Annotated in this window: 20 protein-coding genes; all 20 read left to right on the top strand. The window is 54.9% G+C overall.

What is annotated here, in order from left to right:
• The first annotated feature begins 105 nt into the window (after positions 1 to 105).
• The 20 genes from JQC72_RS14395 (at position 106) to JQC72_RS14300 (ending at position 18,235) form a co-directional block, all read left to right on the top strand.
• Positions 106 to 1,056, top strand: coding sequence for a DNA double-strand break repair nuclease NurA (locus JQC72_RS14395; protein ID WP_205496833.1), 951 nt, complete (start codon positions 106 to 108; stop codon positions 1,054 to 1,056).
• Positions 1,057 to 1,085: 29 nt separating this feature from the next.
• Positions 1,086 to 2,927 (top strand): ATP-binding protein, encoded by a 1,842-nt coding sequence (locus tag JQC72_RS14390; protein ID WP_205496831.1) that lies wholly within the window; start codon positions 1,086 to 1,088, stop codon positions 2,925 to 2,927.
• A 31-nt stretch (positions 2,928 to 2,958) separates the two neighbouring features.
• Positions 2,959 to 3,147, top strand: a complete 189-nt coding sequence (locus JQC72_RS14385) for a hypothetical protein (protein WP_205496828.1) — start codon at positions 2,959 to 2,961, stop codon at positions 3,145 to 3,147.
• A 598-nt stretch (positions 3,148 to 3,745) separates the two neighbouring features.
• Positions 3,746 to 5,725 (top strand): methionine--tRNA ligase, encoded by a 1,980-nt coding sequence (metG, locus tag JQC72_RS14380; RefSeq protein WP_205496826.1) that lies wholly within the window; start codon positions 3,746 to 3,748, stop codon positions 5,723 to 5,725.
• Between the two features lie 917 nt (positions 5,726 to 6,642).
• Complete coding sequence (gene lepB, locus JQC72_RS14375) at positions 6,643 to 7,158, top strand: signal peptidase I (protein WP_205496825.1); 516 nt, start codon at positions 6,643 to 6,645, stop codon at positions 7,156 to 7,158.
• Between the two features lie 47 nt (positions 7,159 to 7,205).
• Entirely contained in the window at positions 7,206 to 7,979 is a 774-nt protein-coding gene (locus JQC72_RS14370; RefSeq protein WP_205496823.1) for a TatD family hydrolase, read from the top strand.
• A gap of 313 nt (positions 7,980 to 8,292) precedes the next feature.
• On the top strand, positions 8,293 to 8,886 hold the full coding sequence (gene rnmV, locus JQC72_RS14365; protein ID WP_419179876.1) for a ribonuclease M5: 594 nt from the start codon (positions 8,293 to 8,295) through the stop codon (positions 8,884 to 8,886).
• Positions 8,852 to 9,748: a 16S rRNA (adenine(1518)-N(6)/adenine(1519)-N(6))-dimethyltransferase RsmA gene (rsmA, locus tag JQC72_RS14360; protein WP_205496821.1), complete on the top strand. Its 897-nt coding sequence runs from the start codon at positions 8,852 to 8,854 to the stop codon at positions 9,746 to 9,748. The genes rnmV and rsmA overlap by 35 nt, the downstream gene beginning before the upstream one ends.
• Before the next feature lie 87 nt (positions 9,749 to 9,835).
• Entirely contained in the window at positions 9,836 to 10,309 is a 474-nt protein-coding gene (locus JQC72_RS14355; protein WP_205496818.1) for a ribonuclease H-like YkuK family protein, read from the top strand.
• 150 nt (positions 10,310 to 10,459) lie between these two features.
• A complete protein-coding gene (gene veg, locus JQC72_RS14350; protein ID WP_205496816.1) occupies positions 10,460 to 10,735 on the top strand; it encodes a biofilm formation stimulator Veg in 276 nt (91 codons plus the stop codon).
• A 103-nt stretch (positions 10,736 to 10,838) separates the two neighbouring features.
• Positions 10,839 to 11,012 (top strand): small, acid-soluble spore protein, alpha/beta type, encoded by a 174-nt coding sequence (locus tag JQC72_RS14345; protein WP_205496814.1) that lies wholly within the window; start codon positions 10,839 to 10,841, stop codon positions 11,010 to 11,012.
• A 183-nt stretch (positions 11,013 to 11,195) separates the two neighbouring features.
• Positions 11,196 to 12,089 carry a 4-(cytidine 5'-diphospho)-2-C-methyl-D-erythritol kinase gene (gene ispE / locus JQC72_RS14340; RefSeq protein ID WP_205496812.1) on the top strand — a complete coding sequence of 298 codons (894 nt, stop codon included), beginning with the start codon at positions 11,196 to 11,198 and terminating at the stop codon, positions 12,087 to 12,089.
• Between the two features lie 43 nt (positions 12,090 to 12,132).
• The gene (gene purR, locus JQC72_RS14335) at positions 12,133 to 12,966 is read left to right on the top strand and encodes a pur operon repressor (protein WP_205496810.1); all 834 of its coding nucleotides are present in this window, start codon (positions 12,133 to 12,135) and stop codon (positions 12,964 to 12,966) included.
• Complete coding sequence (locus JQC72_RS14330; RefSeq protein ID WP_205496808.1) at positions 12,963 to 13,337, top strand: RidA family protein; 375 nt, start codon at positions 12,963 to 12,965, stop codon at positions 13,335 to 13,337. Before purR ends, JQC72_RS14330 begins: the two co-directional genes overlap by 4 nt.
• Positions 13,338 to 13,441: 104 nt before the next feature.
• The gene (spoVG, locus tag JQC72_RS14325) at positions 13,442 to 13,735 is read left to right on the top strand and encodes a septation regulator SpoVG (RefSeq protein ID WP_205496806.1); all 294 of its coding nucleotides are present in this window, start codon (positions 13,442 to 13,444) and stop codon (positions 13,733 to 13,735) included.
• Between the two features lie 280 nt (positions 13,736 to 14,015).
• The gene (gene glmU, locus JQC72_RS14320; RefSeq protein WP_205496804.1) at positions 14,016 to 15,395 is read left to right on the top strand and encodes a bifunctional UDP-N-acetylglucosamine diphosphorylase/glucosamine-1-phosphate N-acetyltransferase GlmU; all 1,380 of its coding nucleotides are present in this window, start codon (positions 14,016 to 14,018) and stop codon (positions 15,393 to 15,395) included.
• Between the two features lie 35 nt (positions 15,396 to 15,430).
• Positions 15,431 to 16,381, top strand: a complete 951-nt coding sequence (locus tag JQC72_RS14315; protein ID WP_205496802.1) for a ribose-phosphate diphosphokinase — start codon at positions 15,431 to 15,433, stop codon at positions 16,379 to 16,381.
• 269 nt (positions 16,382 to 16,650) lie between these two features.
• Positions 16,651 to 17,265, top strand: coding sequence for a 50S ribosomal protein L25/general stress protein Ctc (locus tag JQC72_RS14310; protein WP_205496799.1), 615 nt, complete (start codon positions 16,651 to 16,653; stop codon positions 17,263 to 17,265).
• 108 nt (positions 17,266 to 17,373) lie between these two features.
• Positions 17,374 to 17,937, top strand: a complete 564-nt coding sequence (pth, locus tag JQC72_RS14305; RefSeq protein ID WP_205496861.1) for an aminoacyl-tRNA hydrolase — start codon at positions 17,374 to 17,376, stop codon at positions 17,935 to 17,937.
• 67 nt (positions 17,938 to 18,004) lie between these two features.
• Positions 18,005 to 18,235, top strand: coding sequence for an anti-sigma-F factor Fin (locus JQC72_RS14300; RefSeq protein ID WP_205496797.1), 231 nt, complete (start codon positions 18,005 to 18,007; stop codon positions 18,233 to 18,235).
• Positions 18,236 to 18,271: the final 36 nt, after the last annotated feature.

Below are 18,271 nucleotides of genomic sequence, written 5' to 3'. Positions count from 1 at the left end.
GATCACAAGCATCCTTGCAAGTTATAAAAACAGCAGATTAGCAGATGAAGGAGACACGGTTTTCCGGTAGACTGAAAATACAGGCTACGCAAAGGAGGAACGGACATGCTCCCCGTATCCGACGTGTTGAAGCGCAAACTGCAGGAAACCAATCGGGAACTTCGCAAGGCTTATCCGGGTGAAGCGTTTGAGTATACGGCCATTCGACGCCGTTTGCAGAGCGTGGGGGATTTTGTCCCCGTCTCCAGGCTGGAGGATACGGAATTTGTCCAGTGGCTGGAAGATCGTATACTGGTGGGTGTGGATGGTTCCGTCAACTCCACACCGGGCAGTCATCCCCGGACATTGTCAGTGTTTCAGGCTTTGGCCAAGGGAACCAAAGGAGAGGAATACTGGACGGGGGATGTCTATACGCCGCTCTTGATGAACGGTGAAGGCGAAGCGGACGCAGCACGGGAAGCGCGCCATCGGGGAGCACTTCTGTCTCGGCTGGAGATGCAGGCTGCGATGTATGCCGTGGAGAACTGGCGGCCCAGGGTCGTGATGATGGACGGTTCCCTGCTTCATTTCTTGATCGATGATGCGGAAGAATGGACCCGGTTGGCCAGGGCTGCCGAGACGGCGGACGTGTTGTTGGTGGGGGTTTCTGAAGAAATTGGCACCAAGAGTTTGGCACGTGAAGTGTTTCCCGATTATCCCGCATGGACGGATCGCGAGGTGCTTTATGGCACGTTGAAACCCGGAGAAGCATTTGAATGGGAGGGTTGGAGCCCTGCGGGCAGCGGGTTGTGGAAAGTGACCCTCCGTTCGTCCCGGAGTCCGCAACCGATCGGGATCGACGGGCTGTTGTCGCAAGCAGCGCACAAATGGGATCTGGTTCGGCTGGTTCGAACGTTGACCCCGGAGCAAGGGCGGGGAATCCCGTTGTGGCTTGATATCGTCGATGCCGAAGTGCGGGTGACGGACCGGTTGGTGGAGGCGATGGTGGAGGAGTATATCGATCCTGATTTGCGCCACCGATTGTTTTTGCCCAAACGCAGTGAACGCGTGTTGTGACGGACATCTCCAGAAGGGGAGGAATGGCCATGCAAGTGGTCGGCGTAACGACACAGCAGGAAGTGTACGTGGTCTCGAGGGAACGAAAATTCCGCATCAACGAGATTCTGGTGATCGAAGATCCGGCGTTGAACCACCCGCGCGGGGAAGTGGTGGAAACCCTTTCCTACAACCGTCTGATACCGATGGGTCTCGATCGTTCGCTTGTGGACACACAGGTGATCCGCTCGTTGGAGCAGATCGGTTATGATATCGGTTCGGATGAGTTGAATCTGGCCAAATTACGTCTGTTTTCCGAGGCGCCTCATCCGGTTCGGACCGGATGTCCCGTACGGGAACCCCGGTTCGATGAAGTGCGCGGGTTGTTGGTGAAGACAACGCCGGCAGAGGGCATGGTCCTGGGGGAGATCCGCGGGACGGAAGCATTGGCGGATACGTTGGATGAGGATCTGAGGGATCAGGTGCACATCGTCGAAGACGGGGCCATGCGACCGCAGTCGGGCGTACCGTTTTTGTTCGACATCCGTGCGATGCAGCAGTATCCGCATATCGGGATCTTCGGCGGGTCGGGTTCCGGGAAATCGTTCGGTTTGCGGGTGATGCTGGAAGAGCTGATGAAACTGGGTATTCCCACAGTGGTGTTCGATCCGCATTTTGAGATGGATTTCAGCGAGACGGTCCCGGAGCTGGAAGCGTATGCCCCGGATTTCACCAATCGCTGGGTGGCCGTGCAGATCGGACAGCATGTGGGGATTGATTTTTCCTCATTGTCCACCCGCGACTTGCAGGGATTGCTCGGTGCTGCCGGAGGCAGTGTGACGGAATCGATGGTCAATGTGGTGCAGATGTTGCACAGAAAAAAGGATTCGTTCCGCACGTTCAGTGACCGGCTGAACAATGTGGCCCAGGCTTTGGAAGAAGGAAAACAGGGGCTGGAGCGACGGTTGCACGGCGGGGACATCGACCCGGTGGAGGCGGAGAAGCTTAAGGACTTGCTGACTTTGTATCAACAGTACAACAGTTTGCCGCTCTCGTCGCTCAAAGGGGTTCAGTGGCGGCTGAACCGTCTGGAAAAGGCGGGATTGTTCCAGCAGGACATCCGGCCGATCGAGCGGGCGTTGGAACAAGGCAGGTTGGTGGTGGTACAGGGTTCGGCCTGGCTGTTGCAGGTGTTTGCCACCTATGTGATCGGTGCGTTGTACCGCAAAAGGCGGGAGTACAAAGATGCCCGGATGAACGGGGAGGACGGTCGGTTTTTCCCGCCGTTTCTCATCGTGACGGACGAAGCGCACAATTTCGCCCCGAAAGGCGTGGACTCACCGGCCAAGGCAATTTTAAAGGAAATTGCCCAGGAAGGCCGGAAATACGGTGTTTTCCTCGTATTTGCCACCCAACGTCCCACACTCTTGGACGAGACGATCACGGCTCAGTTGAACACCAAGTTCGTCTTTCGTACCGTGCGCGGTACCGACATCGCCACGTTGCGGGAAGAGACCGATTTGACACCGGAGGAGGGGAAGCGGTTGCCGTATCTGCGCTCCGGCGATACGTTCGTTTCCTCCGCCGTGTTCGGCCGTACCGTTTTCATGAGGGTACGGGCGGCTTACACCCGGAGTCCGCATGTTACCAATCCGTTTGAGGAATTGCAGTCAATCCGACAGGAACAAGACGAAAATGTGCTGAACGTATTGTTGGCGCGGTTGCCGCTGTTTGACACAGACCTGTTGGATGCGGTGACGCATGTGAACCGGGAGTGCGGTCTTCGATGGGATGTGCCCCGACTGAAGCAGGAGCTGGACCGGTTGGCGGCTGAGGGGCGCATCGCGAAAAAGGAATCCCCGCTCGCCACGCGGTATGATGCCGTGCGGTAAAGAGATGACGTGACTGGGTGGACAACCTTGGTTGCGGGAATTTGATGCGGGACGGGAGCTGCTCTTCGCGAAAAAACAGCTGTTGCCCGGTCGCCGGAGTTGCGACGGACAATCCGTGTTCCGTGCATTTAGCCGGCATGTGCTGAGAACGATGGAGATCATTTATGAGCACAACTGTGCCAAAGCGATGACCCTCAAGTTGTGCGGCGAGATTACCTGATGATGGAGGTTCCGCTCACTTACAAGGTACGGAAAACCGGGAAATCCTTCATCAGAGGATGGACATATATGGCGACAGATGCGTCGCCCCGCGAAGCAAAGGAAGCAGGGGAACCGGGGCGGGATCGGGTGTAACAGCGTTTGCATTCTCTCCGTTTCGTCAACAATGGCGGATAAGCCCTCCCGCACGTTGAATCACTGATGGGCGGTTGATATAATAAAAACGACATGGCTTTTGCAACAGATCAACACTCCGAACTTCCATGATGGGGAGGAGTAACCGACTGTCGTCTATCACCAGAGAGCCGGGACAGGTGAAAGCCGGCATAGACGCTGAGGTGAACATGTCCCCGGAGAAGCCGCAACGAAACCCTTCCGGGTGAGTAGGGGCGGCCGTGGCCGGCGTTAACGGCGCAGTGTAACACTGATCGAGGGCACGTGCCGCGAGGGCGTGCTGAAAATGGGTGGTACCGCGTGAGAACAACCTCTCGCCCCATGCTGAAGGGTGAGGGGTTTTGCTTTTTTGAGAACAACGAGGGTATATCGGTCATGGCACATTTGATTTGCCAGACACGCCTGGGTGAAAGGAGAGAATCAGGATGAGCGAAAAGCGTTCCTTCTACATTACGACACCGATTTATTATCCCAATGACAAACTGCATATCGGGCATGCGTACACCACCGTGGCGGGAGACGCGATGGCCCGTTACAAACGGCTTCGCGGCTATGATGTCATGTATCTGACCGGAACGGACGAGCATGGTCAGAAAATCCAGCGACGTGCCAAGGAAGCCGGAAAATCGCCGCAGGAGTTTGTCGATGAGATCGTGGCCGGGATAAAAGAGCTGTGGGAGAAGCTGGATATCTCGTATGACGATTTTATCCGAACCACGCAGGAACGGCACAAGAAGGTCGTGCAGAAGATCTTCCAGCGCCTGCTGGATCAAGGGGACATTTATCTCGGTGAGTACGAGGGTTGGTATTGCACCCCCTGCGAATCGTTCTGGACCGAGCGCCAGCTCAAAGACGGCAATTGTCCGGACTGCGGCCGTCCGGTGGACAAGGTGCGGGAGAAAAGCTACTTCTTCCGGATGAGCAAATATGTGGACCGCCTGCTGCAATACTACGAGGAAAATCCGGAATTCATCCAGCCGGAATCCCGCAAAAATGAGATGATCCAGAATTTCATCAAACCGGGACTGGAGGACCTGTGCGTCTCCCGGACGACTTTCGATTGGGGGATTCCGGTGCCGGGCGATCCGAAACACGTCATGTACGTTTGGCTGGACGCCCTGACCAACTACATCACAGCCATCGGGTATCTGTCCGACGATCCGGAGAAACAAAAGCAGTTTGAAAAGCATTGGCCTGCCGACGTGCACATCGTGGGCAAGGACATTGTCCGTTTCCACACGATTTATTGGCCGATCATCCTGATGGCACTCGATCTCCCATTGCCCAAAAAAGTGGTCGCGCACGGTTTTTTCACCGTCAAAAACGAGAAAATGTCCAAATCCAAGGGCAATGTGGTGGACCCGATTCCGCTGATCGAACGGTACAGTCTGGATGCGCTCCGCTATTACCTGTTGCGTGAGGTCCCGTTCGGGGCGGACGGCGTGTTTACGCCGGAAGGATTCGTGGAGCGGATCAACGCTGATTTGGCCAACGATCTGGGCAACCTGCTCCACCGGACGCTGACCATGGTGGAAAAATACTTCGACGGTTCCGTACCGGCATATGTGGAAAATGCCACCGAACATGATGCGTCGTTGGTCCGGCTGGCCGAAGAAACCGTCACCCGAGTGGAGAAGGCGATGGACAACATGCAATTTTCCATCGCGCTGACAGCGATTTGGGATCTGGTACGCGCGGGCAACAAGTACATCGAAAACACGCAACCCTGGGAATTGGCCAAAGATCCAACCAAAAAGGACACGCTGGGTTCGGTGTTGTATCACCTGTTGGAGGTGTTGCGCATCGTCAGCGTGCTGGTGCAACCGTTCATGACGCGGGTTCCGCAAAAAATGTGGGAGTACTTGGGCATTTCCGCGGGTGATCAGACGGAGTGGGAAAGCGCGCACCGGTTCGGCACCCTGCCCCAAGGTCTCCGGGTGAAAAAAGGGAAGCCTCTGTTCCCGCGCCTGGATGTGGAACAAGAAGTGGAGGCGATCAATGCGATGATCGGAGGTCCCAAAACAAACGACGAAGACGAAACGAAGAAAAAAGGGAAAGACCAACCATCGGTCGAAGAGACCCATCTCATCAGCATTGACGATTTCGCCAAAGTGGATCTGCGTGTGGCGGAAATCGTGGCGGCCGAGCGGATCAAAGGGGCGGACCGCTTGCTGAAATTGCGGTTGGATTTGGGAAGCGAACAGCGTCAGGTGGTCGCCGGGATCGCACAGTATTATCAGCCGGAGGAACTCACAGGGCGAAAAGTGATCATGGTGGCCAACCTCAAACCGGCCAAATTGCGAGGCGTCCTCTCTGAAGGCATGGTACTTGCGGCCAAGGAAGGGGATCGGTTGGTCCTGTCTACGGTGTCGGGCGACATCCCCAATGGAACACGGGTGAAGTAACATCCGGGGTGATTGGCCCAAGACGTTTCAGGTGAGTCGGGTCATTTCCGGCACGAGAAGTAGAGTGGTGAGGCTGATGACAATGGTTGAACCACTCGCCATTTCAGAAGCGGGTCCGAATTTCCCGTCGAGCGCCCCTGGCTGTTGCGGAGCGGAGGCGGGAAATCAGAGTCCCGCGGACTTTGTCATCACCTGATCAAAACGGATGGATCCGTCCGGATGACACAAGAATGATGGCCTGGTTCACGTGAACCGACTTTCGGTCCGTGAACGGGAGCGAGTGATGAAAAGGCAGTCACCCAGCAGAAGAGGTTACCGGTGGAGACATAGGGTATATCGAGCCGCGTTTCATCGGCCACCGGGATGATCGGGCCTGTAGTAGCGGCCGGGAACCCGGTTGTATCTACCTATCGAGGCGTTTCCGTTACTCCCACAACGCTGAGACTCGTTTTCACTGGTACCGCATTTGATGACGGACACAAGAGAAAACTCACCACAAAGGCTTATCCGGTAATTTCATCGGAAGGCCGCGTTTTCCGAGATAAGCGAGTTTCATGCCCTGCCGAGCAGAGAACCGGAAAAGTACGGGGATCGAATCGCGGGCAATTTCCTCTGAGCGAAGCGATATTTTGCCCGCGTCCTGCGTTTCCGGTTCAAAGCGGCTTGATACCCTTCCTTGCATGGTGACAGGTGGAGAAGCCGGGAAAGAGATTTGGACGATCTTGACGCGCTGGTGGGGAGCACCACTCATACGATTGATTGTACAAAGTTGTGTAACGCCCCCTTTCATCCCGCGATTGAAATACCCATCTTTCCATGGGTGCCGTGGGTTTCAGTCGACATTTCCTGTAAATGCGAGTGGAAAATTGGAAGAACATCCAGTATTGTAATTACAGAGAGGGGGATAGGGGTTCAAGATGAGTGGAGAAGCGCGCAACGCCGGTGACTGGTGGAAGGCTGTCGTGACTGCTCTGTTGTTGGCGATCGTGATCCGGTTGTTTTTCTTTCAGCCTTACGAGGTACAGGGAATGTCCATGTATCCCACGTTTCATGGCCGGGAACTGTTGATCGTCAACAAGTGGATTTACAGTATCACCAAACCGTCATACGGAGATATCGTGATTTTTCATACAGAAGAAAAAAGGGATTTCATCAAACGAGTCATCGGTTTGCCGGGAGACGAAATCGCGATCCGCAACGGCCATGTATACCGAAATGGACGACAGCTCAAGGAACCCTATATCGACGAACCGACCGATTCGGATATGGAGCCGACGCGTGTTCCCCCCGGTCATCTCTTTGTAATGGGGGACAACCGCAATCAAAGCAAGGACAGCCGGGAGCTCGGGGCGATCGATATGCATGACGTCGTCGGTCGTGCGGAGGTCATTGTCTTTCCCTTCCGACGCTTCGCTTTGCTGTCCGTTCATTGAAACCCCGAAAAAAACCAGCCAAGGATCGGATCAGGAGGCATACCATCATGTTGTTTGACAGCCATGCCCACTTGAATGACGCTCAATTTGACAATGACAGGGAAGAAGTGATTCGTCGCGCACGTGAAGAATACGGTGTCTCCCGCGTGGTGAACATCGGATACAACCGTGAGACGATTCGCACCGCGTTGGTGTTGGCCGAGCGGTATGATTTCATCTATGCCGCCATCGGATGGCACCCCCATGATGCAAAGGAGATGACCGACGACGATCTGACCTGGATCGAATCACTGACAGAACATCCCAAAGTGGTGGCGCTCGGCGAGATGGGCTTGGACTACTACTGGGACAACTCGCCCCGCGATGTCCAGCAGGAGGTGTTTCGGCAACAAATCCGGCTGGCGCGGAAGGTAGGATTGCCGATCATTATTCATGATCGGGACGCTCATGAAGACGTCCTGCGCATTTTGCGCGAAGAAAAGGCGGAGGAAGTCGGCGGCGTCATGCATTGTTTCAGCGGGGATTGGGCATTTGCGCAGCACTGTCTGGACCTGAATTTCTACATCGGCTTGGGCGGACCGGTCACATTTAAAAATGCCAAGATGCCCAAGGAAATCGCCCAAAAAGTACCCATCGACCGTTTGCTGATCGAGACGGACTGCCCGTATTTGGCACCCCATCCCCATCGCGGAAAACGGAATGAAACGGGCTATGTTCGGTTGGTGGCGCAGACCATCGCCGAACTGAGGGGCATGACGCTGGAGGCATTGGCGGAACATACGACTGCCAATGCGTGCCGGCTGTTCGGCGTTGAAGTATAAGAGATCAGCCGGGCGGTTCACACTAAGAAAACCGCAAGGGGTGTCTGGTGAATCCAAGGGACGGCAACGATTCCCGTCGGAGAGGAAACCGATGCCCCGATGGGGGAGAACCGAAGTGCAGGGAGCCATTTTCTCAAACGAATCGTACGTTGCCCCGCATCTTTCACTTCCGGTTCCAAACGGGCTTGTTACCGAGCGGAGGAGTAAGCCGGGAAACCGATACCGGTGAGATTCCCGGACACGCCTGGGTACACCGGAACCCCGTGGACAAGCAGAGGACCTTCCGGCTGTGATGGGAAAGAAGGTTACGTTGGTGTTTACAGGTAAGTTGAAGGAAGTCATCGTAGTGGAAGGCAAAAACGACACCGCGGCCGTACGACGTGCCGTTTCGGCGGACACGCTGGAAACAGGCGGCGATGCTGTGGATGAAACGGTGTTGGCGGCGATCGAACAGGCTCAAGCCAAGCGCGGTGTGATCATCATGACCGACCCGGATGGTGCGGGTGAACGCATCCGCCGGATCATTTCGCAAAGGGTGGAGGGTTGCAAGCACGCATTTCTGACGAGGGAGGAAGCCACCGGCAAAGACGGTATCGGAGTGGAGCACGCTTCCCCGGAAGCAATCCGGCGAGCATTGTCCGAGGTGCGGTGTGAAACGGAATCCGAAGGTAACGGTGAGGTGACGTGGATAGAATACCTGGATGCGGGATTGGCCGGCGGCGTCCGTGCCCGTCGCCTCAGAGAAGCCATGGGGCGGCATTTGGGGATCGGCTATGCCAATGCCCGGCAGTTTTTTCGCCGCATTCAAATGTTTCGCATCACCCGGTCGGAGTTTCGGCAAGCGCTGATCCAAGCGGAGAAGGAGGAACAAGGTGGAACAACAACCCATCACCGCTCGAACCCGTGAATTATTGTCACGCCATCAAATCGCATTAAAAAAGAGTTTGGGGCAAAACTTTCTAACAGATGCCCATGTCATCGGAAAAATCATTCGTGCGGCGGAACTGGACGGAGAAACGGGCGTCATTGAAATTGGGCCGGGGATCGGCGCGTTGACCGAGCGGCTGGCCGAATCCGCCGGCGGTGTGGTAGCGGTGGAGCTGGATGACCGCTTGGTACCGATCCTTCGTGAACAATTTCAAGGGAAAAGCCGCGTGTCCATCGTTCACGGCGACGCCATGAAGGTGGATTACCGCCGGTTAATCGGGGAGCATCTGAGCGGGTTGGCCAAATACGCTGTGGTGGCCAATCTGCCGTACTACATCACGTCTCCGATTCTGATGCGTCTATTGGAAGAACGTTTGCCGCTCACCCATATTGTGGTCATGATCCAGAAAGAAGTGGCCGAGCGGTTGCGTGCCAAACCGGGAACCAAGGATTACGGTTCTCTGACGGTTGCGGTACAATATTTCGCGGAAGTCTCCTGGGTGGCAACTGTGCCGCGGCATGTGTTTGTGCCGCGTCCCAATGTCGATTCGGCCGTCGTGCGTCTTTCCGTTCGGCCGGAACCCGCCGTCCACGTCCGTGACGAAGCACTGTTCTTCCGCGTGGTACGGGCGGCGTTCAATCAACGCAGAAAGACACTGTCCAATGCACTTTCGACTTTGTTGTCGGATGGGATAAACAAGGAAGCACTCAATCGATGGTTGGAGGAAGCGGGGATTGACCCGCGTCGCAGGGGAGAAACATTGAGTTTGGAGGAATTCGCTCGTTTGGCGGATGGTCTGGTTGCTCATGTGGGAACCGAACGGAATGGATCAAGTTGTTGACAAATCATCGTGAAAAATTTCGCGTCACTTTGTCAGCAGTCTCATTGACCCGGGCTGAAAGCTCGGCGGGACATGGAGGAAAGGCCATTGAACTTCTACCATCCTCGAAAAGGGCGGTTCACCATCGAAGAAGTCATTGCCGATATGCGCCAGTATATGGAAGCAGATCGCTCTGCCCGATACAAAGTGGTCATCGGAACCGATTCACAGACCAACCAACAGGAAACCTTGTTTGTCACGGCCATCATCGTCCAACGCGTCGGCAAGGGAGCCTTGTTTTACTATGCACGCAAGCGCTCCCGCCCGATGTTTGACTTGCGGTATCGGATCTACAAGGAGACGGAGTACAGCCTGGACTGCATGGAGCAGTTGAAACAACACGGTTTGCTGGAAGTGTCGACAGACATCCCGGTGGAGATCCACTTGGATGTGGGGAAACATGGGGAGACGCGGACGTTGATTCAGGAGGTCGTGGGCTGGGTGACGTCCGTCGGATACACGGCCAAGATCAAACCGGATGCGTTTGCGGCCAGTGCGGTGGCGGACCGATTTACCAAATAAAGCCGTTGGGTATAAATGGTTTTTTCCAGTTATGAAAAAAGTTTCGCAAAAAACATTGACAAGATCTTTGTCCCACTGCTATAATCGTGTGTTCGTTTGACAAATGAGGCCTCGCTTGATATAATAAAATTCAAGTGAGGTGGTCGTCTCGTGGGCAAAAACGCGCTGACTGAAATCAAACAAACGCTGGATGGTTACATCGGACACCGCATTCGCCTCAAAGCAAACAGCGGTCGCCGCAAAACCATCGAGCGTACCGGCGTGTTGGAGGAAACGTATCCCTCCGTTTTTATTGTGAAGTTGGACGAAGACCAACACGCTTTCAAACGCGTTTCATACAGTTACGCGGACATCTTGACAGAGTCAGTGGAGCTGACCGTCTATGAAGACGATCAGCAGGTTCGTGTCAAATACGTCAAAAGCTAATAGAACACGGTGACGTGTTCTATTTTATTTTTTCCTCGCAAAAAATCAAGCCCAAATGCAGATACTAAGTACAGTCCGCGGTCAACGCAAAGGGGGTATCTGCATGGCACGTAGAGGCGGCGTCATGTCGGAGGCCTTGAAGGTCGAAATCGCAAAGGAACTGGGCTTTTATGACGTGGTCCAGAAGGAAGGCTGGGGCGGGATCAAGGCTCGTGACGCAGGGAACATGGTGAAACGGGCGATTGAGATCGCGGAAGCGAGCTTGGCCAAAAAATAGCCGCGGACCGGGTTGGGGACTTCTCCCCAACCTTTTTCGTCTCGCCGGGGATTTTCCCGCACATTACCTACATCTTCCCGAAACGTGATACAATAAGTACACTTGCGGAAAATGCGGTCGTGACCGAGTGGCACTTTGCGGGACGGTGGGTCCAAAGTGGCGGCAAGAGGGGAGGCAGGGTAGATGGAAGTGTCGGAAAAAGCACCGGCAAAAATCAATTTGACTTTGGACGCCCTACATAAGCGCGAAGACGGGTATCATGAATTGGAAATGGTGATGACCACGATCGACTTGTCCGATCGGATTGAATTGGCGGACATCGACGGTGACGACATCGTGTTGGAGAATTCCTCCGGCCTCATTCCACAGGACGAACGCAATTTGGCTTATCGGGCGGCCGATTTGCTCCGGCAACGAACGGGGATCACCCGCGGTGTCAAAATCACGATTCACAAACGGATTCCGGTGGCCGCCGGACTGGCGGGCGGCAGTAGCGATGCCGCTGCCACATTACGCGGTCTCAACCGGTTGTGGCGGTTGGGATTGTCTTTGGAAGAATTGGCCGAGCTGGGAGCGGAGATCGGGTCGGATGTCCCGTTTTGTGTCTGGTCCGGAACGGCGTTGGCCAAAGGCCGGGGGGAAATCCTGACACCCGTTGCGTCGCCGCCGCCTTGCTGGGTCGTATTGGCCAAGCCCCGGCACGGTGTATCTACGGCGGAAGTGTTTCAGGCGCTGCGCGTGGACCGGATTGAGCGCAGACCGAATACGGAGGCGATGATTCGGGCGCTGGAGCAAGGAGATTATCGGGGCATCTGCCGGCACTTGGGTAACGTTTTGGAAGAAGTGACGATGCAGATGTATCCCGAAGTGCGGCGTCTCAAAGAGAAGATGCAGCAGTTCGGTGCCGACGGCGTGTTGATGTCGGGAAGCGGTCCCACCGTGTTCGGCCTGGTCGATCGCGAATCACGGGCGCGTCGTATTGTCAACGGTTTGCGGGGTTTTTGCCGTCAAGTATATGCTGTCCGTATATTAGGCTCAAACCGACCTCTTTTGCTTGATAAAAGCCGAACGATATGATATATTTCTTAATTGTATATTCGGTTTTTATGGGGGGTAGGGAATGAACAAATGGAAGCGGAGCGCACGCATCGTCGACATGACGCGTCAGCTCATCCAGCATCCGCATCGTCTCATCCCGCTCAGTACGTTTGCTGAGCGGTACGATACAGCGAAATCGTCCATCAGCGAGGATCTGACCATCATCCATGAGGTGATGAGCGCCACGGGTCAAGGCGGTCTGGAAACATTGGCCGGTGCGGCAGGCGGTGTTCGCTACATTCCGGGTATGGACAGGAAAACAGCGGAGGAAGTAATGAGGGTACTCTGCCGTGAGCTGTCCAATCCTGACCGCATTTTACCGGGTGGCTTTCTGTATATGTCCGATTTGTTGGGACAACCGGTACTACTGCGCGATATCGGGCAGATTTGGGCATCCGTGTTTGCCAAAAAACAGGTGAATGCCGTTGTCACGGTGGAAACGAAAGGGATTCCCCTGGCATTGGCGGCCGCCATGCATCTGGGTGTACCGGTGGCAATCGTGCGCCAGGGAAACCGGGTGACGGAAGGCTCGGTGGTGACTGTCAATACGGTGTCCGGGTCCAGCAGGCGCATTCGTACCCTTTCTTTATCGCGCCGCTCATTGAAGGAAGGGTCACGCGTGTTGATCATCGACGATTTCATGAAAGCGGGTGGCACCATTCGCGGGATGATCGATTTGCTTTCCGAGTTTCAGGCGGAAGTGGTCGGTGCCGGCGTACTGGTGGAATCGGCCGCCCAGGAGCGTCTGGTGGAAAATGTGGTGTCGCTGGCCAAAATCAAGTCGATTGACGAGAAAAAACGGACGGTGGATGTACAATTGGGTAACCTGTTTGAGAAAGGGTGGGAGATCGGATGAAGCGAATCCAAACAGCTGCGGCTCCGCAAGCGATCGGGCCGTATTCGCAAGCGATTCTGGCTGGCAACATGGTGTACACGTCGGGGCAGATTCCACTGACACCGGAAGGCAAACTGGTCGACGGCGGAATCGTGGAGCAGACCCATCAGGTGATGAAGAACCTGCAGGCTGTACTGCAAGCCGCCGGAACCGACCTGAGCAAGGTGGTAAAGACAACGATCTTTTTGGCTGACATGGAAGATTTTCAACAAGTGAATGAAGTCTATGCACAGTATTTCGAGGAACCACACCCCGCCCGCTCATGCGTGCAGGCAGCGCGTCTTCCCAAAGATGTGCGGGTGGAAATTGAAGCAGTGGCAATTGTCGATTGAATTCAACAAAAAAATCCATTTTCTTGGTGTGAAATTGAAGGATTTTCATCACCCATGAAGAATAGGTGAGTGGACATCTATATGGAAATGGGTGGTGAATCCGATTGGAAATTACAAACGTTCGTCTGCGCCGTGTCAACCGTGAAGGACGGATGCGCGCGATCGCTTCCATTACGATTGACGGAGAATTTGTCGTCCATGACATCCGCGTCATTGACGGAAACAACGGCATGTTTGTTGCGATGCCCAGCAAGCGTACGCCGGACGGCGAGTTCCGCGACATTGCCCACCCCATTTCGCCTTCGACCCGGGAAAAAATCGAAGCTGCCGTACTTGCGGAATATGAACGCGCCGGCGAATTGGAGATGAAAGCGGACGTTTATCCTTTGGATGCTTGAACCGAGTCACCGGTCACTCTTACATATTGGGATGCCCGTCCGTGTGGTCGGATGAGGCAGTGACTGCCCTTTGATTGCGTCATTCGCGAGGCATGGAGTGGAAACGGTTTCTGGTTTGACGAAATTCGCCCTGGCCAAACTCTTTGATCCCGCGCCATGCGGGATACTTTTTTGTCGTCGGATTGGCAAACTCTTCACACCGCAGCCTTGTTGCATTCCCGTTTGCTTTGGGATATAGTCAGAATGGAGTTTTTGTAGGAAAAACGGGGGTGCGACCCACATGAGTGATCTTTTTGCCATCGTACTGGCCGCTGGACAGGGAACGCGGATGAAATCGCGCAAGCACAAGGTTTTGCATCCGGTATGCGGCAAAGCGATTATCGATCATATTCTGGACCAACTGGAGCGTTTGGGAACGGCTCAAACCATCGTGGTTGTCGGGCATCACGCCGAATCGGTACAAGCCCATGTCGGTGATCGCGCCACCTTCGTATTGCAGGAAGAGCAATTGGGAACGGCGCATGCGGTCCGTCAGGCGGAAGGGATTTTGGCGGACAAGGAAGGTACGACGCTCGTACTCAACGGCGACCACCCGCTCTTCACGGCGGATACGCTGGAGCGGCTCGTCCGCAGCCATCGGGAACGGCAATCGGCTGCCACCGTGTTGACGGCCGAACTGGCTGATCCGACGGGGTACGGCCGTGTGGTTCGTGGTGAAGACGGCCGCGTGGTACGGATTGTGGAGCACAAGGATGCCACTGAGGAAGAACGGCTGATTCGGGAGGTCAATACCGGTACGTTCTGTTTTGACAACCGTCTGCTGTTCGAATCGCTGAAGGAAGTGAACAACGACAACCAGCAAGGCGAATACTATCTGCCTGATGTGATCACCATTCTACAGAAGAAAGGGAAGCATATCGGGGCGGAAATCATCGACGACCCGGATGAAGCCCACGGGGTGAACAACCGGGTGCAGTTGGCGGAAGCGGAAGCGATCATGAGACGCCGGCTTCTGAAGGCACATATGATGAACGGGGTCACTGTGATCGATCCGGCCAACACTTACATCGAAGCGGATGTGCAAATCGGGGCTGACACCGTGATTCATCCCGGTTCCCATCTGCGAGCCGGTACGGTGATCGGGGAAGGATGCGTGATCGGTCCCCAGGCCGATCTGACCGACGTTGTCGTCGGTGACGGTGCGCACATTCAATATTCGGTGCTGAAAGACGCTCGGGTAGACGACGGAGCGACCGTCGGTCCGTTCGCCTATGTACGACCCGGTTCCCATCTCGAATCGTCCACGAAAGTCGGCTGTTTTGTCGACATTAAGAACGCTCGCCTCGGGAAGGGATCGAAGGTATCGCACCTGGGCTATGTCGGTGATGCGGATGTGGGAGAGGGCGTCAACATCGGTTGCGGTGCGGTGACCGTCAACTACGACGGTGTGAACAAGCACAAAACCATCATCGAGGATGGTGCGTTCATCGGCTGCAATGTCAACCTGGTCGCTCCGGTAACCGTAGGCAAAGGGGCTTACGTGGCTGCCGGTTCAACTATCACGAATGACGTGCCAAGCGATGCCTTGGCCATTGCGCGCGAACGGCAGACCAACAAGCCGGAGTATGCGAAAAAACTGAAAGACAAGCACGGCAAATAACCAGCCTACCATCAAAAGTGGAGGATCGTTCACCCATGTCTCAACTTCGTCAATCACGTTTGCAGTTGTTTACCTGTAATTCCAATCCCGGTTTGGCCCGGGAAATCGCCGATCACATCGGCGTACCACTGGGAGACGCCGAAGTGGGAAAATTCAGTGATGGAGAGATTCACGTCAAATTGGACGAAAGCGTTCGTGGGTCGGATGTCTATGTCATCCAATCCACCTGCCACCCGGTCAACCAGCATCTGATGGAACTGCTGGTGATGGTGGATGCACTCAAACGGGCATCTGCTCGTACCATCAACGTTGTGATCCCATACTATGGGTATGCGCGCCAGGACCGCAAAACACGGGCGCGTGATCCGATCACGGCCAAGCTGGTTGCCAACCTGATCGAGACGGCGGGCGCGGACCGGGTGATTACCATGGATCTGCATGCCAACCAGATCCAGGGCTTTTTTGATATTCCGGTGGACCATTTGTTGGGTGTGCCCATTTTGGCCGACTACTTCATCAAAAAGAAATTGGATGATGTCGTCGTGGTTTCCCCCGATCACGGTGGTGTGATCCGGGCGCGGAAGTTGGCCGAGCGACTGGAAGCGCCGATCGCCATCATTGACAAACGGCGTCCGGAACCCAATGTCGCCGAAGTGATGAACATCGTCGGGGATGTAAAGGGCAAAAAAGCGATCATCATCGACGATATCATCGACACTGCGGGGACGATCACGCTGGCTGCCAATGCTTTGCTGGAGCAGGGAGCCAAAGAAGTCTACGCCTGCTGCACGCACCCGGTCTTTTCCGGTCCGGCGATTGATCGGATCCGGCAAGCCAACATCAAGGAAATGGTCGTCACCAACACCATTCCCTTGCCGAAGGAAAAACAGCTGGACAAAATCAAGGTATTGTCTGTGGCATCTCTGATCGGTGAAGCAATTATCCGCGTTCATGAGGAACTGTCCGTCAGCAAGTTGTTTGACTGACCGTGATCAACCTGAGACGTTGACCCAGGCTTGGACGGCCATCGTGGATGCCGCGCCGGATGAAGCGGGAAATCCACGGCCACCGGGAAGTGTCCCAGGTGCTTTCAGCCGAGGGGTCAAGTCGCCAGGCGAGCCGATCCTGATGTGGACTTGAGACGGGAAGACCGATTCCGGACTTGAGGTGTGCGGATGTCAGTTGCATGTTTCAATCCCTCGTTATCCGGATAAATGATATGTATGGCAAATCTTTTTTGACGGAGGGATTTGCGATGGCACTGACGATTCAAGCACAACGCCGAGAAGCACGACCGAAAGCGCTGAAAACAAAGTTGCGTAAGCAAGGGCGCGTACCGGGGGTATTCTACGGCAAAGAAATAGAGCCTCAATTGCTGCATGTGGACGAAGTGCAATTGGCGCGCTGCTTGCAACAAGGTGCCGCGACCTCTGTAATTCAACTGGAACTGGATGATCAAACATACCCGGTCATCATACGCGAATGGCAACGGGATGAATTGAGAGATAAATTGCTGCACGTGGATTTCTACGCCGTGGAAATGGACGAGCCGATCGATACGGAAGTGCCTCTGGTGCTCGAAGGGGAGCCGAAAGGGGTGAAAGTAGGCGGGGTGCTGCAACAGCAGTTGCGTGAGGTGGAAATCCGCGCATTGCCTGATCGGATTCCTGAGGTCTTGACCTTGGACGTCAGCGAACTGGAAATTGGTGACACCGTCACCCTGCAGGCCGTCAAATTGCCGGACGGTGTGAAACTGTTGTCTGATCCTGATGAGGTCGTGGCCGCCGTGACGCGACCGCAAGTGGCGGGTACGGACGAAGGAGAAAGCGAAGCGGAGTCGGCTGTGGAAACAGCGACTGTCAACAGTTAAAAAAACATGTGACCGCACCGCTGCATGTGCCGGATGAAAAACAGGCGCAGCCTGAGGGTTGCGCCTGTCTCATTGATGGAGGATATGATGAAAAGGCAGGGATGGTTTGTGAAGTTGATTGTCGGTTTGGGGAATCCCGGCCCCCGTTACGAGAATACGAGACACAACGTCGGATTTTGGGTGATTGACCGGCTGAGTGAGCAATGGGGGATTCCGGTCAACAAGAACAAATGGAACGGGTTGAGCGGTACAGGACGGGTGGGGACGGAAACCGTCACATTGCTCAAGCCGATGACATTCATGAACCTGTCCGGGGAATCGGTGCGCCCGGCGATGGATTGGTTGAAATGCACTGTGGAAGATGTCCTGATCATTTACGATGACCTGGACTTGCCGCTCGGTCAACTTCGTCTCCGGCTCAAGGGCAGTTCCGGAGGGCATAACGGAGTGAAGTCCGTTATCCAGCACCTGGGAACGCAATCGGTCAAGCGGATCAAGATCGGCATCGGCAGACCGGAGACACCGCAACCGATTCCCGACTATGTGCTGTCTCCGTTTGCTCCCCGTGAACAGGACACCATCCTATCGGCCGTACGCCGTGCGGCGGATGCTGTGTCGCGTTGGGTGGAGACGGATTCCTTCCTGATCGCGATGAACGAATTCAATCAATGATTTGCTTATGATTCCCTCCCAATCCGGTGATACTATAGCAGAATATCTTCGGAGCGGGAGGCATAACATGGAAATCAGATACGTTTGCAGAATTTGCGATCAGACGATCGGTCAACTGTCGGCAGAAAATATTACAGAATGGCAGTTAGGGTTTCATTGGTTGACCCCTGATGAACGGAAGGATATAATATCTGATGATATGGATGGCGGCACCCTGGTAAAGGTAGTTTGTGAAACGTGCCAGGAGATGCTGAACCGTTCACCGGAATTGTCTCTGTTGCCCCGGCCATTGCAGTGAGAAGTTTCATTTGTCGGCTTGGAACATTACCGCAGA

This window comes from Polycladomyces zharkentensis, from assembly GCF_016938855.1.
Classification (GTDB): domain Bacteria; phylum Bacillota; class Bacilli; order Thermoactinomycetales; family JIR-001; genus Polycladomyces; species Polycladomyces zharkentensis.
The sequence above is the reverse complement of the archived record's forward strand: the minus strand, read 5'-3'. Positions and strand labels throughout refer to the sequence as shown.

Bases quoted from the DNA above. Each gene is read 5' to 3' on its own strand.
- metG (WP_205496826.1), top strand. From the start codon at position 3,746: ATGAGCGAAAAGCGTTCCTTCTACATTACGACACCGATTTATTATCCC.
- lepB (WP_205496825.1), top strand. From the start codon at position 6,643: ATGAGTGGAGAAGCGCGCAACGCCGGTGACTGGTGGAAGGCTGTCGTG.
- JQC72_RS14300 (WP_205496797.1), top strand. From the start codon at position 18,005: ATGGAAATCAGATACGTTTGCAGAATTTGCGATCAGACGATCGGTCAA.
- JQC72_RS14310 (WP_205496799.1), top strand. From the start codon at position 16,651: ATGGCACTGACGATTCAAGCACAACGCCGAGAAGCACGACCGAAAGCG.
- glmU (WP_205496804.1), top strand. From the start codon at position 14,016: ATGAGTGATCTTTTTGCCATCGTACTGGCCGCTGGACAGGGAACGCGG.
- JQC72_RS14330 (WP_205496808.1), top strand. From the start codon at position 12,963: ATGAAGCGAATCCAAACAGCTGCGGCTCCGCAAGCGATCGGGCCGTAT.
- JQC72_RS14315 (WP_205496802.1), top strand. From the start codon at position 15,431: ATGTCTCAACTTCGTCAATCACGTTTGCAGTTGTTTACCTGTAATTCC.
- purR (WP_205496810.1), top strand. From the start codon at position 12,133: ATGAACAAATGGAAGCGGAGCGCACGCATCGTCGACATGACGCGTCAG.
- JQC72_RS14390 (WP_205496831.1), top strand. From the start codon at position 1,086: ATGCAAGTGGTCGGCGTAACGACACAGCAGGAAGTGTACGTGGTCTCG.
- JQC72_RS14395 (WP_205496833.1), top strand. From the start codon at position 106: ATGCTCCCCGTATCCGACGTGTTGAAGCGCAAACTGCAGGAAACCAAT.
- JQC72_RS14345 (WP_205496814.1), top strand. From the start codon at position 10,839: ATGGCACGTAGAGGCGGCGTCATGTCGGAGGCCTTGAAGGTCGAAATC.
- JQC72_RS14370 (WP_205496823.1), top strand. From the start codon at position 7,206: ATGTTGTTTGACAGCCATGCCCACTTGAATGACGCTCAATTTGACAAT.
- ispE (WP_205496812.1), top strand. From the start codon at position 11,196: ATGGAAGTGTCGGAAAAAGCACCGGCAAAAATCAATTTGACTTTGGAC.